This window comes from Saccharomonospora sp. NPDC046836 (assembly GCF_040645195.1).
Lineage (GTDB): Bacteria > Actinomycetota > Actinomycetes > Mycobacteriales > Pseudonocardiaceae > Prauserella_A.
In genome coordinates, this window is the sequence record NZ_JBEYXW010000037.1 from 25,964 (window position 1) to 40,161 (window position 14,198).

A 14,198-nucleotide genomic window follows, 5' to 3' on the forward strand; every position below is an offset into this window, starting at 1 on the left:
TCTCCCTGGGGGCGGGAGGGACTGAAGGGACCGAACTTCCCTGTTCCAACTGCGTGGGCGCGGGGGTATGCGCGCGCACGTAAGGCATACGCCCTAATGCATGGTGCGCTAGTAACTGTGAAAATGAGTCCCTTCAGTCCCTCCAGCCCTTGGTGTGCAACCTCTGACCTGCATAAATGCATCCGGGACTGACAAGGGACCGTTCAGTCCCCCTCCCCCTGCAGGCGTTTTGGTCCCTCTCCACGTCTACGGAACTGACGAGCCCCCACGCTCTGTCTCTCCAGGGGGACTGAGGGACCCAAGGGACTGGCTTTGGGTAAATGCTCACGCTTCCAGTAGAGCGGCAGCCCCATCGGTTAGGCTCTCTCTGCTATAAGGGAAACTCAGTCCCTCCAGTCCCTCAGTCCCTCCTGCAGACCCCCTTGAACAGGGGAAACGTTCGGGACGCAGCTGAACCCCTGTCTGGCCACACAAGAGGAACGGACCGACGAACAGTGCAGCGCCCCGCCGACACCGCCTCATCCGGAGTGGCGCAGCAACCCCGCCCAGCGGAAGTGGCCCGCTGGCTCGCAGGCCGCCAGTGGCCGGTTCACCCGCTTACCCCGGGACGCAAGACGCCGGTGGCCAACTGCAAACAGTGCCGTACCCGTAGCCACGAACCCTCGAACTGCCCGTGCCATGCACGAGGCCTGTGGTGTCACAGCTTCCATAGCGCGACCACCGAATTGGCGCGCATCGAGGCCTGGTGGAGGAGGACTCCAAGTGCAGGCGTCGGTGTGTCCTGCGGACCGGCGAACCTCGTAGTCTTGGACGTCGATGCCCACGCCGCGCAGGTCCCGGCCCGTGAACGGCTCCTGCCTGGTATCGGGATCCCAGAACAAGTCGATCTGGCCGGCCTAGCATCAGGCTTCGACACGCTGGCCCTTCTCGCCGCCTACAGACAGGAACCCAACCCCGCCGAGGACGAGTCCACGCTGCGCGTCCGTACTCCGTCCGGAGGGCTGCACATCTGGTATGTCAACTCCGGACCCGCCGTCCGCTACCGCTCCTCGACCGGATCCAGCCCCAGGACCGCTCTCGCCTGGCAGGTTGATGTACGAGCCCACGGCGGGTACGTCGTAGCCCCCAGCACGCGCACCACGGCGGGCATCTACACGCCCCTGGGGGCGACACGGGATCCTGCCCCCCTTCCTGTATGGCTCGCCGTCGAACTGAGACGCACGGGCCACGTCATACAGGCTCCGCCTGTTCCCGCCCCGCAGTCACACAGGCAAGCTCGGCCCCTGCGGACAGGCGCCCCGCAGGCGCTCTTGCAATCGCTCATCGAAACCGTGCGGGAATGTGCAGACCAAGCCGAAGGCACGGGCTTCACAGAGAAACTCAACCGAGCGGCCTACACAGCAGGAGGCCTTGTAGGTGCAGGCCACCTCAACCAGGCCGAAGCCCGCCAATACCTGACAGAAGCCGCTCACTATGCTCGTCCCCACCAGATCCGCCGCAGTGAGTCAATCATCGACGCAGCCCTTTCCGCAGGCGCCAGCCGCCCGTTCCACCCCAAAGGACTCGCATGAGTAGCGCAGAGAGCAGCAGCTTCGACGCGGCTGCCGCCGCTCAGCAGATGCTCGACCTCGAGGCCGCTGCCCCTGCGCGGGTCCTTCCCCAGCAGATGCAGCCCCAGGGACAGGCAACTGCACCTGCTCTGCTGCCCCCGATGCTCACTGACCGGGGCAACGCAAAGCTCTTCGCCCAGCTCTACAGCGACCAGTTCCGCCATGTCGAAGGCCTCGGCTGGTACTGCTGGGACCAGTACCGGTGGAAGCGAGTGGGCGGCGAGAAGGCCGCCCTGTGGGCCGCCGGTGACATGGCCGAGCAGATGTCCGCCACCGATCCCCGTGGCGTCTTCAGCGAACGTGAGATCGCGCAGCACCGACGGCGCACCATGTCGACGAGCGGAATGAAGGCGCTCCTCCACCAGGCCAAGGCCGCGCCCGCCCTGAGCCTCGACCCCGATGTGCTCGACGGCGACGCATACTCCCTGTGCACCCCCGCAGGCGTCGTCGACCTCCGTAACGGCCGACTGCACAAGCCTGATCCCCTACGGGACCTCCACTCGCGCGCCACCAACGTGGCCCCCCAGGCCATGCCCACCCCTCGCTGGCACGCCTTCCTGGACGACACCTTTGGCGACGACGCCAAGGGCCGGGAGATGACCGACTTCCTCCACCTGCTGCTCGGGTACTCCATCACCGGCGACGTCGGCGCGCAGGTCCTGCCCTTCCTCTGGGGAAAGGGCGCCAACGGCAAGTCGGTTCTTCTGGACGTCATGATCCAGGTCATGGGGGACTACGCCGACGCAGCCCCACCAGGCTTCCTCATGGACAAGGGCAACTTCGCCGAACACTCAACGGAACTGACGGAGCTGCACGGGCGCCGCATCTTCGTCTGCAGCGAGCTCAAGCCCAACGACAAGTTCGACGAAGCACGGGTCAAGCTCCTCACCGGCGGCGACAAGATCAAGGCCCGCCGCATGCGACAGGACTACTTCAGCTTCACCCCGACACACAAGCTCTGGCTCCTCGGTAACCACCAGCCCGAGGTCGGCACAGGCGGGCACGCATTCTGGCGACGTATCCGCCTCATCCCCTTCGAACGTGTCGTCGTCGCAGACCGGAAAATCGACAACCTGGCCGGCGAACTCGTCCAGGAGGAGGGCCCGGGCATCCTGCACTGGCTCATCGAGGGCGCGATCCGGTACCTCACCAGCCGTGACCCGCTTGCCGGCCCGTCCTCAGTGCGCCTGGCCACAGCCGCCTACGAAACGACAGAGGACCACATCGGCCGCTTCCTGAGCGAGTGCTGCGTGCGCCAAGGGCCTGACACCGGGGACCTGCGCGTAGAACAGGGGCTCCTCTACGGGACCTACACCGGATGGTGCAGCTCAGAGGGCATCCGGGCCGACACAGCGCGAGCCTTCGCCAGCCGGATCAGGCAGGAGATTGGACTCGCCTCCCCGGCCGAAATGCTGAAATCCAGCGGCAAGAAGTACTACCCCTCCCTGGCCCTGCTTCCGGACGACATCGCCCGCGCTGACGAACCAGCAGGCGGACGCCCATGAGCCCCAAGGCCTGCTGCTCAGGGTTCGGGAACCCTCTTACCATGGCAACATCCGCAGATCGTCGTACCGCCGGGCCCGCACCGAGCAGTCGCATCCACCCGTACCGCCACACCACCGACAAGGAGTTGCGGCCATGAGCTCGTTGCTGCACGAAAGCCAGCTCGCACACGAAGCGAACGTGGTGTGGCTCGAGGACCTCGACGCACTCGACTACGTCCGCCAGGCGCTCGACAAGAGCGCCCGCCGCGGCGGAAAGCCCCGCTACGCCCGCGACGGACGCATGGTCGGCTACGCAGAACTCGACAAGAACGCGGAAGCCAACCCTGACAGCGGCCTTTTCCAGCGGCGCACGTTCTTCCTGTTGCCCCACGACAGGCCGAACGACCCGGAAGGCCTCTACAAAGAGGGCGCCCCAGGCGAAGCGGTCGACCCCCGGACGATCGAACCGCGCCGGGTGGGGGAGAAGACGCCGCGGTCACAGGGGAAACTGCGAAGCGAGATAGTGCCCTCCTGACGATGCCGCTGTGCCCATATGGGACGACACGGATGAGTTCCGGGTCAGGGTTCGCCACGTTCGAGCTCTCCGCTACACGGATACCCTCTACCTGGGCCGCCGGACACCAGCCGCGCCACCGACGAGCCCGGCGCACCAAGCCGGGCAGTTCCTGCTCTGGGAGGCCACCCACCGCGTCACGACTTCCTCATGCTGGAGTCGGCTCCGGCGCACGTGCCGCAGCTGGTCGTGGAGGTTGGCCGTGGAGGTTGGCCGTGAGCGGGAGCGGTCACCTGTCCCTGATCCGGGCAATCCTTCACTGATTCGTCCGGGTAGTACTTCTGGAGCGGCCATCCTCCTCTCGTAGGCACGATCGCGGTCGGAGGAGCAGCATGGGATGGCAGAGCGAGCAGTACGGGGACGCACACAAGGGGTATGCCGGAGCCGCGCTGCCCGGCGGGGCGGAGCCGCAGCCCCAGTACTTCGACATGGGCTCCGGCGGCCACGTGCCGTCAACACAGGAGTGGTGGGCGTACGACGGGAAGGGCCGGCGGCCGCTCGCGGAAGGGACGCGGGCGTACTGCTCGTGTGGCTGGCGTGCGGTCGGGGTGCACCCGATCGACTGGGGCCAGGTTGCGGTCGACGGGGTCGCGCTGACGGACGAGTCCCGCCCGCTGGAGGACTGGGAGCAGCACATCGATGAGGTCGACGCTGCGGCTGCCGTTGTTCCCCCGGAGCTGTTGGGGATGATCGAGCAGTTCGGCGCGGGGCTCGCGGACCTCGCCGATTCTGAACCGCTTGCCGCCTTGCGGGCTGTGGCTGCTCTGGAGCGGCTCACCGCCCGCACCGCTCGTGCTGCCGCCCACAACCTGCAGGCCGACGGCCTGGGGGACGAGGTTGTGGCTGTGGGGCTGGGGCTTCCGGCCCAGCAGGCCCGCTCTCGGGTGCTCCGGTACCGGCTTGGCCGTTGACGGTCAGGCCAGAGGCGGCACCGTACCCGGGGTGAGGTCCCCGCGCAGCCGTACGTCAGTCGACGGGATGCTGGTACCGGCCCGCGTCGTCCACGGAGGTGTCGCCGGCGAACTCCGCGACGAAGGCCGGCTCGACCGGGGCGTGTACCAACGGAGCCCTCGCTCCCCATGCTGAGCTGAACTGGACGTCGGTCCAGGGGTGGTCGGGCCCTGCCGGGGTGAGGAGTTCGGCGAGTTCCCGCCGGGCGGTCGCCGAGAGCGGCTTCGTGCGGGCGGCCATCCGCAGCTGTCCCTCCGCGTCGTACCGCCCCAGCAGCAGAGTGTCGGGCGCCGCCACCGTCCCCGTGGCGGCGCCGACGACGGCTTCGCCGTCTGCCGGGACCGGACCTTTCACCAGCCCCCTTTGCCGGGCCGGTAGCGGCCGGCGGCCGGTTTCACGACCACGCCCTCTATACCGACACCGCCCCAGGCCGGGTCCATCCAGGCCAGCGCCTCCTGGCGGTGGGCGTCGAGCCCACCAGCGCCCACCGGCCTGCCAGCTTTCGCCCGGTGAAGAGGGTTTTCAGGCGGGCTCACCGAACCCGGAACGGTTCATCCTTTAACCCGCCCCCGCACGCTTGCCCGCGAAACGGGCGCGGTGAGGAAAAGTACGGCTGGCCGCGAGCGCGGCGGCCGCAGTGACGCTGCCGCCAATCACGTCCATCGCATCCCGATCTGCGATAGTTGCTCGTGTCGTGGGTCGTTTTTGGTGTTGATGGCGCTGCTGAGCGTGGCTTGGCGGGGTCTTTCAGGTTCCTGGCCTGGGGTTGTGCAGTTTGTCTGGGTGGCATGCAGATGGATTGGGTCACTACTTGAAACGCGCACGAGGTTTTCTTCGGGCGCGGGGTCATGCCGTGGTGCCGGAGTCTGGGGGTGGAGTCTGGCCGGTGGCGGGTCGGTGCTCGCGGAGTCCTTGCAGGATGTTGGCGTGGTGTGCGTCGGCGGGGTTGTTGCTGGTCTCGTTCTGGAGGAGGGGGTCCAGGCGTGTGTAGAGGTCGTCGAGCCCGAACATCGCGTCGAGGCCGGCTAGGACACTCTCGTCGATCAGGCGGTGCGGGCGTGACGTGGTGTGGAGGAGTTTGCCCAGGAGGGGGAGGGGTTCCCATCCGTTGTTGAGGCGTTGGCGTAGCCAGGGGCGCAGGGTTTCGGGGTGGGTGTGGCGCCACATCCAGATCAGGTCGGTGTCGGACTCGGTGAGTTCCTCAGCAGGTCGTCCCGTGGTGGGCACGAGATGCTGGGCGATCTGCTCGGTTACGGCGTCGCGGGCCTGAAGAGACCAGTCTTCGGCGGTCTGTACTTCCTCGGAGTCGTTGTTGTCCGGGTTGGTGACGCGGTGCAGGGTCCGGGTGGCCAGGACCGCTCCGTCGGGGGTGGCGGCCATGGCGGCCAGTACCGGGGCCCTTTGTTCTGGTGGGAGGTCGGTGAGGAGGTCCCGGGCCAGGAACTGCAGGCTCATGCCGCTGTTGACCAGGCCCATCATTTCCGGTTCGGCGGTCAGCTGCCCGTAGCTGTCTGCCATGGCCTTGAGCAGCACGGCGGCGGGGAGGCGGATGCCGGTGCTACGGCGTTGCTCGATTCGGCGGGTGATGCGGTGGGTGTCGTTACGGAGGCGGAGCAGCAGTTCGGCTGCTTCCTCGCTAGTGCTGTGACCGCGAAGGTTCACCGGGTCCGGGCGGTCAGGGTGAGCTCCGAGTTGGGATGGCCGGTCGGTGGTGTAGCAGACTGTCGTGCCCCGGCTCTGCGACGATTGCTGAGTGAGCAAGCAAGAGCGGGACGCATTGACCAAGTCTGAAGAAGCCTTCATGGTCAATTCTTATGAGATCGACATCCTGGCTGGTGTCTGGGGAGATCTCGACGAAGCCGACCAGTCCCGACCGGTCAACGAGCTGGCGGGAGTCTTGCTCGCTCTCATCGATCGTGGGTGGATCGAGGTCCGCCGACTCGCGCCGTGGACCTCCCCCTCCGGGGAGAACGGCGTCCAGTCCGGCGAGCTGGTGCCTCGTGATCAGCTTCCGGCGATTCTCGAAGACGCGGCCAACTGGGAGTATCCCGAAGACGGGAACTGGATTGGCGCGTTGACCCTGGTCGAGACCGAAGCGGGAAAGAAGATCACTCGTCTTCCTCCCGAGGAGATGGCCGAGTAGGCCGTCATGGCGGGAAGCCTCAGGCCGCCGCCAACGGTCGGCCGCCCCAACGGAGGCCCTTCTCGCTGCGGATGCGGGCTCGTTCGCGGCGTTGGGCGGCCAGGAGGTCGGGGTGGCGGGCGTTGGCATTGCGCCAGCGCAGATAGCGGTGCAGCTCGCGGGTCTGAACGGTGTGGTTGGGGTGGTTTGAGTCGGCCAGGGTGAACTGCCGCAGCGGCCCGAAGTGCGCCTCGATCGGATTGGCCCAGGAGGCGTTCGTCGGGGTGAAGCACAGCTCAACGTTGTTCTTCCACGCCCACCGGCGGATCTTGGCGCCCTTGTGGGCGGAGAGGTTGTCCATGATCACGTAGATCGGGGCGCCGTCGGGGCGGGCAGCACGGATGGACCTGAGCGCGGCCAGGCTGTTGGTAGTGCCCTTGCGGCGGCGGTTGACACCCCAGAGGGTGTCGTCGCCGATGGAGTAGCAACCGTGGAAGTAGGTCACGCCGTGGGTGCGGTGGTTGGTCGCCGGGACCCGGTCGGGCCGGCCCTGCTCGGCCCAGCAGGATCCGACGGTCGGGTGTATGCCGAGCGGCCCGAACTCGTCGAACGCGAAAACGCGGTCAGGGAAATGGTCCATGACGTGCTCGATCCGGTCCAGCTTGGCATCGCGGTCAGGATCGGTGGACTCTTTCCAGGTCTTGGTCCGCTGGAAGGTGACGCCGCGTCGGGCGAGCAGGCAGCGCAGGGCCTCGCGACCGATGCGGATCACCCGCCCGTGGACTCTGCGGAGGTATGCGGCGAGCTTGCGGATCGACCAGCGGGTGAAGGGCTGGGCGAGCTTGGCCGGGCGGGTGGTGGCCGTCTGAACGACGAAGTCCTCGTCCTCAAGACTGAGTTGGCGGGGACGGCCTCCCGCCCACTGAGGGTCCAGACAGGCCAGGCCGATCTCGTTGAAGCGGTGAATGACGTCGCGCACGGTGTCCTCGTCGGCCGCCTCCAGCTGGGCGATCACCGGCACGCGGTTCCCGCCGGCCGAGGCCAACAGCATCATCGCGCGCCGGTAGCGCACCGAGCTGGTGCTGCCCCGCCGCACGATCTGCTGCAGCCGCTGCCCCTCCTGGTCGGTCAGTCTGCGCACACGGACAGGCTCGGCCACCGCACCTCCAGCAGTCGGATCGGACATCACCGCCCATCCAACCGCTGCGACCGCCAACCCGGCGAACCTAGCGGTCAGAGCACTTAGGGGATGTCCCAGTCTTTCGCCGCTGTCACTCCCTCGAAGCACTCCCACTCACGAGGTGGGAGGCCCCTCGAAGGGGTGCCGTCGATAGTTGACACCCCTGCGATAAGCAGTGAGGATTCAGTCGAAATAGCTGATCAAGCGGATGCGTCTTTGGCTCGGCATGTTCAGGGGGGAACGGCATGACTATTTCCACGCTCCACGCGCCGAGAGGTGCACATCGCGGCCCTGCTCTCGGCGCACTCGCGGGCGGCCTTCGCCGGTGGCGGTGTCGACGCTAGGAGCTGCCGCCACCAGGCGCTGCTCCTTGCAACCGGAAGTCGCGCGCGCTACGCCCGGACGACCCACGAGTCGTAGGCGCCCCGCCCCCGACCCGACAGCATCCACGCAAGCCAACGCGTCACCCGACAGAACGCGGCGTCCTGTTTCACAGTTGAGTCGACCATGGGGTCGGCAACGCGGGTTGCCCCGTCTGCGGACCGGACGACCCCGCACCTCCGGCTGCTTCCAGTTGGCGCGCAGACAGCTGTCCTCCACCAGGCGCGGGGCGAGATGGCGAAAATGTTTGCGTCATGCACCTATACCGCGAGGCCGACCTTGCCCCACCTGCCCGAACTCCGCCAGCTTCGACTCGCATTGGATTCCGACGGTCCCCGACGCGGCAGACCGGCGGGCGGAAACACGGAGGCTCCGCTTGGGGCACGCACCTCGCCGATACCCACACATCAGCACGCCACACGCCATGACGCCGAGGGGTTCGCGAGACGCACCAGGCAGGCGCTGGCCGTCTTTCTCGTCGCGCCTCCCCTGGCATTCATCCTGATCGCGGAGATGCCCAAGGCACACCCTGTCCTCTTCCTCGCGTCCGTCCTCTACGTCGTTCACCTTGGGGCGTTGCTGCGCCCGGTGTGGACCGGACGCCCCTGCCCGGCCCGCCGGTCCGCCTTGCTGGTTCCGGCCCTGGTATGGCCGGTGTGCCTATTGCTCCTCCCCTACACCGGCGCCTTTGCACGGAGTGAGGTTGTCCCGCTCTCGGGAATGGCCGCCGTGCCCGCGGCCGTCGTGGTGGCGGGGCTGCCGGTGGGGGCCCGACTGACCGCCGGAGCAACGTGCGTCGTGGTCGCCGCCGCCGCTAGCCCGCACGCCCCCCTGCCTTCGGCACTGAGCGCCGGAGGCGTCCTTCTGACGGTCCTCCTCGCCGTCCGCAGCGCGATGCGGCCCCTCTCCGTCATCTCCCGGCTGAGTGGTGCCGCGGACGCAGCCGCCCTGCTAGGGGTGACCGAAGAAAGGCTGCGGATCTCTCGCGACTTGCACGACACGCTGGGACGGCACCTGGCCATCATCGCGATTAAGTCCGAACTCATCGTCCGCACCAGAAGGCTGGAGGAGATGGAGGAGGTGCAGGTGCTGGCAAGGGCGTCGCAGGGCGATCTGCGGGCGGTGGTGAACGCCGCGCGCACCGCGTCGCTCGACGAGGAACTTGAAGGTGCCTGCTCCCTGCTCCGAGCCTACGGCGTCCGGTGCGACGTGACCGGCGGTCACAGCGGCCTTCGCCTGCCTTGCGAGGTGCGAGAGGCTCTCGGCTGGGCCGTTCGGGAAGCGGCCACCAACATCATTCGGCACGCGTACGACGCCACTGCATGCACGATCACGCTCAGCCTGTCTGGCGCGGGCGAAGCGAGAGAGTGTGTCCTGAGGGTTGTGAACGACGGCATGCGTGACAGGCCGGACCGGCGCCTGAATCTCGGCGTGGGCATGACCGGGCTGAGGCAGCGCGTCGCACCGCTGGGAGGGCGCCTGGAGCACGGCCTCCGCGCCAACGGGACCTACCGCCTCTTGGTCGCTGTCCCCTTGCGCGAGAGGTAACGAGCGTGAGCATTCGAGTCCTGCTGGCCGATGACGAGAAGCTAATCCTGGGGGCGCTCTCCGCGCTACTGGCGACAGAGGACGACCTCGAAGTGGTCGGTGAGACCGCCGGCGGCGTGCAAGCGGTCGAGATGGCGAAGAATCTCCTCCCGGACGTCTGCGTACTCGATCTGAGCATGCCCGACAGGGGCGGAATCAGCGTCGTCCGCGACCTGCAGGTTGCTCAGCCCTCCATACCGTGCGTCATCGTCACCTCCCACACGGCGCCCGGGTATCTCGCCTCGGTCATGGCGGCTGGAGCTAGGGGGTTTGTACCCAAGACGACGCCGGCGAGAGAGCTGGCCGCCATCATCAGAACGGTCCACCGCGGCGCCCGCTACGTCGATCCGGTAGTGGCCGCGGACGCAATCGCGGCGGGAGACTCCCCTCTCACGCGGCGGGAGGCGGACATCCTCGCGCTGTCCGCCGATGGGGCCCCTATAGACATGGTGGCGCAGCGAGCGGCCCTGTCCTCCGGGACCGTACGCAACTATCTTTCGAAGATCGCTGGCAAGCTGAAATCGGCGAACCGGCACGAGGCCGCCTACGTCGCCCGCCGACAGGGCTGGATTTGACCAACCCAGCGGAGGGCGGCGGGCCCCCTCCTCCGACTGGCTCCAGCGCCTCTTCGGCTCAGGATTCCGGCACCGCCGTCCGCAGCCCGCGGCGCGGCCCGGCGCCTTCGGACCGTCCGCTGGCCGCCGCCGGAAGGGCGCGCTCGTGCCAGGGGCTCACCGGCAGACCATGGTCGGCCGGCTGGTCGGCCCGGTTGACACTTGCATCTGCGTGGCGGGCGGTTGGCGCCACGTCCGGCGCCGGCATGTCCCTCCTGCCGGGCGCGCCCGTCGGCGGGTGGTCCGCGAAGGCCGTGGCGCGGCTCGTCAGCTCCGCGTCACCACCCTTGCGGACACGCGCGAGAGATTGCCCAGAAACGGCAGCACCGCTGGGACATGGCCTTCGACGGCAGTGCCCGGGGATGCCTCTATGTTCTTCGTCAAGTGAGGCGGGGTGTTCGGGGTTCGTAGAAGGTGCCGTCGCGGAGCATGGCGAAGAGCACGCTGATGCGGTGCCGGGCGAGGCGGAGGAGAGCTTGAGTGTGGGCTTTGCCTCTTGCCCGGCACTTGTCGTAGTAGCTGCGGGAGGTGGGCTCGTGCAGGGCTGCGAACGCGGAGAGAACATCGCGCGTTTGAGTTCCCGGTTGCCGCCCAGTGGTGCGTGCTCGCCCTGGCACGAGGTTCCGGACGACATGGGCGTGGGGGCGAGGCCGGCGCATGAGCCCAGGTGTCCGGCGGTAGAAAGCTGGTGCCGTCGCCGACGGTGACCAGCAAAACAGCAGCGGTCCTGACCGCCACCCCCGGCATCGAGGGCAGGACCTGGGAAAGAGGGTGCTCTTCCAGCAGAGTGTTGATCTGGGCTTCCAGGGCTCAGCGCTGTTCGTGACCTGCGGCGAGCTGCCGGATCATGGACAGGATGACGATTTCGAGCGAGCCGGTGCCGAGAACCACCACGGTCTGCTCGTCCACCGCGTCGAAGACGTCGTCGATCAGCCTTCTCGCCATCCTGGGTGCCTTGGGGCCGGAGCGCCTCGACGCGCCTGGGGCGGCCGACCTTACGCAGCGTAGCAGGGGAGCCGTAGCGTTCCAGTAGCCAGGCCATGGCCTGGTGATCGAGGCGCGGTCCCAGTGCTTGTTCGAAGCTGGGGTGGAACTGGGTGAGCAGGCCGCGTATCCGGTTGGAGGTGCGGGTGGCCTCGGCGGCGAGATCCTGGCCGAAGCCGACCAGCACGGTCGGCTCTGCGGTGATCTCGCCGGTCAGCGCCAGTCAGCGGAGGACGTGGGACATGGTGCGGGCCGCGTCCGCGATGACCGTGGCGTCCTTCGCGTCGGTTGCCGCCTCACCGGGGTAGAGATCGGCGATCCGCCGCATCGCGAGTCCGGTCAGGCAGGCGACCTTGCAGCCTGCGTTGCGAGCGACGGTCAGCGGCAGGGCCCCGATCGAGGCGGGCTGGTCCACGATCACCAGGGGGTGCCGAACTTCGCGGTCAGCTTGCCGAAGACGGCCCGCAGCGCCGGCGCAATGTTAGGCAACTGCTTGTCGAAGACTCTGCCCTCCGCGTACTGCCCGGCATTGCGCCGGACCGGACGGTGGCCGAACCTCTCATCAGTGTCTCCGACAACACCTCTCGGGCCCGATGAACACCCCCTGCACCCCCAGGTCATCGAGGACAGGGGGACACAGCCATGCCGGGCCCGGAGGAGAGCGGCCCTCTTGTAGGACCGCGGAAACCATAACGAGGGGCGGTTTGCTGGCGGACGACTTCCGGTGCCGCCGCCGACCCGGTACGGGAGGGCTGCCCTTCCGCTCAGCACAGACGCGCATGCGTATGGCATCGCTCACACTACCGGGGCGAAGGAGGTTCACGCTTCCGGCCTTGGCGGCGGAGCCAAGGGGCCGAGGTGGCAACCGCGTCACGGCCCGGGGTGGCACCTGTCACACGGCAGGACGCGCGCGTCAAGCGGTCGGAGTAGTCCGCTCCAGCTGCGAGTGTGACCTGCGCCATAACAAGGATGCTCGGGTGCTGGTTGTATCACTGCATGTGCACGACGGAGGGTCCGGTGCGGGCCCTCCGTGAGACCAGCGAGAGGGTGCGTCGTATGACCGATGCGGCGATTGTCGGCACGGGCCCCAACGGGCTCGCCGCCGCTGTCACGCTCTTGCGGGCGGGCCTCAGCGTCGAACTCTATGAGGCGCACGACACGATCGGCGGCGGTCTGCGGACCGAGTCGCTCTTCGACTCCGACGTGGTGCACGACATCTGTTCGGCGGTGCACCCCATGGCGGCGGCGTCTCGTTTTTTCCGGGAGTTCGACCTGCCCGCCCGCGGTGTCGACCTGCTCCAGCCCGAGATCCCCTACGCCCACCCGCTGCTCGGCGAGGACACCGTCCTCGCCCACCGCGACCTCGCCGAAACCAGTGCCCACCTCGGCGCGGACGGCGGACGATGGCGGCGCCTCATGGCGCCGCTCGCCGCGCACAGCCAGGGTGTCGTCGACCTGATCCTGTCCGGCCAGCGCAGCGTTCCCGACGACCTGTCCGCGCCGCTCCTCTTGGCGCCCAGAGTCCTGGCCCACGCCACCCGAATGCCCTTCCGCACCGAGCGGGCCCGCGCCTTGCTCACGGGTGTCGCCGCGCACGCCGTCGGCCGACTCCCCTCGCTCGCTGCCAGCGCCGTCTCGCTCCTTTTGGGACACCTGGCGCACACCTCGGGATGGCCGCTACCCCGGGGCGGCAGCGCCCGCATCGCCCAGGCCCTCGCGGCCGACATCGCCGCGCACGGCGGCCGCGTTCACACCGGGCAGCTGATCAAGGACCTCGGCGAGCTTGAGGGCGTCCCCCTGGTGTTGCTCGACACCAGCCCCAAGGGGCTTCTCCAGCTCGCCGGAGACCGACTGCCCAGCCCCTACCGCAGGGCCCTCGAGCGCTTTCGGTACGGACCTGGGGCGTCCAAGGTCGACTTCCTGGTCTCAGAGCCCATCCCCTGGACCGACCCCCAAACCGCCCGGGCGGGCACCGTCCACCTCGGCGGTACCCGCGCGGACATGTTCCGTACGGAATCGGCGGCCGTGCGCGGCATCCAGGACCCCGAGCCGTTCGTGCTCCTCGTCGACCCCGCGGCAACCGACCCCGGCCGGGCCGTCGGCGGCAAACGCCCCGTGTGGGCCTACGCCCATGTCCCGAACGGCGATCCACGGGACCCTGTCGACCTCGTCCGCCGCCGAATCGAGCAGTACGCGCCGGGCTTCGGCGACACCGTCATCGCCGCCCGCGGCCTGAGCGCGGCCCAGTATGAGACGTACAATCCGAACTACGTCGGCGGCGACATCGGCTCCGGAGCCATGACCCTCCGCCAGTCACTGCTGCGCCCCACCGCGAAGTGGGACCCCTACAAGGTCTCGCTGCCCGGCCTGTACCTCTGCTCGGCTGCCACCCCGCCGGGACCTAGCGTGCACGGCATGTCCGGCCATCTGGCGGCGCTCTCCGCGCTGCGCCGCGAACACGGCATCCGCGTCCCGCCGCCGCTCGGCCCGCACGCGTAGCGCTCGGTGGACCGGACTACGCCGTCCGCGCTCCCGACAGGCCGCAACCGCGCACGGCCTGCACGACTCCCTCGCCGCCGGCTGAGCCACCGGGCCCTCAGGACGCCCTCCCAGACGTTCTGAAGGCCCGGCCCACCCGTGCGAACCGCCGCCCACCCACGAAGCGCGCGAAAGACCGGACCACGCACATGCCGGTGAAGCCAGAGCCGGTG

The 14,198-nt window shown here is 68.3% G+C and carries 12 protein-coding genes and 1 pseudogene; 8 read left to right on the top strand and 5 right to left on the bottom strand.

The window, feature by feature from the left end; all coding sequences use genetic code 11:
- The first annotated feature begins 320 nt into the window (after nucleotides 1–320).
- The 4 genes from ABZ863_RS29295 (at nucleotide 321) to ABZ863_RS29310 (ending at nucleotide 4,579) form a co-directional block, all read left to right on the top strand.
- Nucleotides 321–1,571: a bifunctional DNA primase/polymerase gene (locus tag ABZ863_RS29295; RefSeq protein WP_358542149.1), complete on the top strand. Its 1,251-nt coding sequence runs from the start codon at nucleotides 321–323 to the stop codon at nucleotides 1,569–1,571.
- On the top strand, nucleotides 1,568–3,115 hold the full coding sequence (locus ABZ863_RS29300) for a phage/plasmid primase, P4 family (protein ID WP_164179158.1): 1,548 nt from the start codon (nucleotides 1,568–1,570) through the stop codon (nucleotides 3,113–3,115). The genes ABZ863_RS29295 and ABZ863_RS29300 overlap by 4 nt, the downstream gene beginning before the upstream one ends.
- A gap of 133 nt (nucleotides 3,116–3,248) precedes the next feature.
- The gene (locus tag ABZ863_RS29305) at nucleotides 3,249–3,629 is read left to right on the top strand and encodes a DUF6009 family protein (RefSeq protein ID WP_010636356.1); all 381 of its coding nucleotides are present in this window, start codon (nucleotides 3,249–3,251) and stop codon (nucleotides 3,627–3,629) included.
- A 371-nt stretch (nucleotides 3,630–4,000) separates the two neighbouring features.
- The gene (locus ABZ863_RS29310) at nucleotides 4,001–4,579 is read left to right on the top strand and encodes a hypothetical protein (RefSeq protein WP_358542153.1); all 579 of its coding nucleotides are present in this window, start codon (nucleotides 4,001–4,003) and stop codon (nucleotides 4,577–4,579) included.
- A 55-nt stretch (nucleotides 4,580–4,634) separates the two neighbouring features.
- On the opposite strand, the gene ABZ863_RS29315 is transcribed toward ABZ863_RS29310, so the two are convergent.
- From ABZ863_RS29315 to ABZ863_RS29325, 3 genes are all read right to left on the bottom strand, one after another.
- Entirely contained in the window at nucleotides 4,635–4,973 is a 339-nt protein-coding gene (locus ABZ863_RS29315; protein ID WP_358542156.1) for a hypothetical protein, read from the bottom strand.
- A complete protein-coding gene (locus ABZ863_RS29320) occupies nucleotides 4,970–5,107 on the bottom strand; it encodes a hypothetical protein (RefSeq protein ID WP_358542159.1) in 138 nt (45 codons plus the stop codon). The genes ABZ863_RS29315 and ABZ863_RS29320 overlap by 4 nt, the downstream gene beginning before the upstream one ends.
- A 358-nt stretch (nucleotides 5,108–5,465) precedes the next feature.
- The gene (locus ABZ863_RS29325; RefSeq protein WP_358542161.1) at nucleotides 5,466–6,281 is read right to left on the bottom strand and encodes a hypothetical protein; all 816 of its coding nucleotides are present in this window, start codon (nucleotides 6,279–6,281) and stop codon (nucleotides 5,466–5,468) included.
- 91 nt (nucleotides 6,282–6,372) lie between these two features.
- On the opposite strand from ABZ863_RS29325, the gene ABZ863_RS29330 reads away from it, so the two are divergent.
- The gene (locus ABZ863_RS29330) at nucleotides 6,373–6,762 is read left to right on the top strand and encodes a hypothetical protein (RefSeq protein ID WP_203213877.1); all 390 of its coding nucleotides are present in this window, start codon (nucleotides 6,373–6,375) and stop codon (nucleotides 6,760–6,762) included.
- A gap of 19 nt (nucleotides 6,763–6,781) precedes the next feature.
- On the opposite strand, the gene ABZ863_RS29335 is transcribed toward ABZ863_RS29330, so the two are convergent.
- On the bottom strand, nucleotides 6,782–7,900 hold the full coding sequence (locus ABZ863_RS29335) for an IS630 family transposase (RefSeq protein WP_358542165.1): 1,119 nt from the start codon (nucleotides 7,898–7,900) through the stop codon (nucleotides 6,782–6,784).
- 1,065 nt (nucleotides 7,901–8,965) lie between these two features.
- On the opposite strand from ABZ863_RS29335, the gene ABZ863_RS29340 reads away from it, so the two are divergent.
- Entirely contained in the window at nucleotides 8,966–9,850 is an 885-nt protein-coding gene (locus ABZ863_RS29340; protein WP_358542167.1) for a histidine kinase, read from the top strand.
- 5 nt (nucleotides 9,851–9,855) lie between these two features.
- Nucleotides 9,856–10,464, top strand: a complete 609-nt coding sequence (locus ABZ863_RS29345) for a response regulator transcription factor (protein ID WP_358542169.1) — start codon at nucleotides 9,856–9,858, stop codon at nucleotides 10,462–10,464.
- 419 nt (nucleotides 10,465–10,883) lie between these two features.
- On the opposite strand, the pseudogene ABZ863_RS29350 reads toward ABZ863_RS29345, so the two are convergent.
- A pseudogene (locus ABZ863_RS29350) lies at nucleotides 10,884–11,994 on the bottom strand (IS110 family transposase); the annotation flags it as partial.
- A gap of 549 nt (nucleotides 11,995–12,543) precedes the next feature.
- Here ABZ863_RS29350 and ABZ863_RS29355 point away from each other — a divergent pair.
- Nucleotides 12,544–13,986 (top strand): NAD(P)/FAD-dependent oxidoreductase, encoded by a 1,443-nt coding sequence (locus ABZ863_RS29355; protein WP_358542171.1) that lies wholly within the window; start codon nucleotides 12,544–12,546, stop codon nucleotides 13,984–13,986.
- The last annotated feature ends 212 nt before the right edge of the window (nucleotides 13,987–14,198 follow it).

Excerpts from the sequence above, each read along its gene's own strand:
- ABZ863_RS29295 (WP_358542149.1), top strand. The coding sequence starts at position 321 with ATGCTCACGCTTCCAGTAGAGCGGCAGCCCCATCGGTTAGGCTCTCTC.
- ABZ863_RS29305 (WP_010636356.1), top strand. The coding sequence starts at position 3,249 with ATGAGCTCGTTGCTGCACGAAAGCCAGCTCGCACACGAAGCGAACGTG.
- ABZ863_RS29355 (WP_358542171.1), top strand. The coding sequence starts at position 12,544 with ATGACCGATGCGGCGATTGTCGGCACGGGCCCCAACGGGCTCGCCGCC.
- ABZ863_RS29310 (WP_358542153.1), top strand. The coding sequence starts at position 4,001 with ATGGGATGGCAGAGCGAGCAGTACGGGGACGCACACAAGGGGTATGCC.
- ABZ863_RS29300 (WP_164179158.1), top strand. The coding sequence starts at position 1,568 with ATGAGTAGCGCAGAGAGCAGCAGCTTCGACGCGGCTGCCGCCGCTCAG.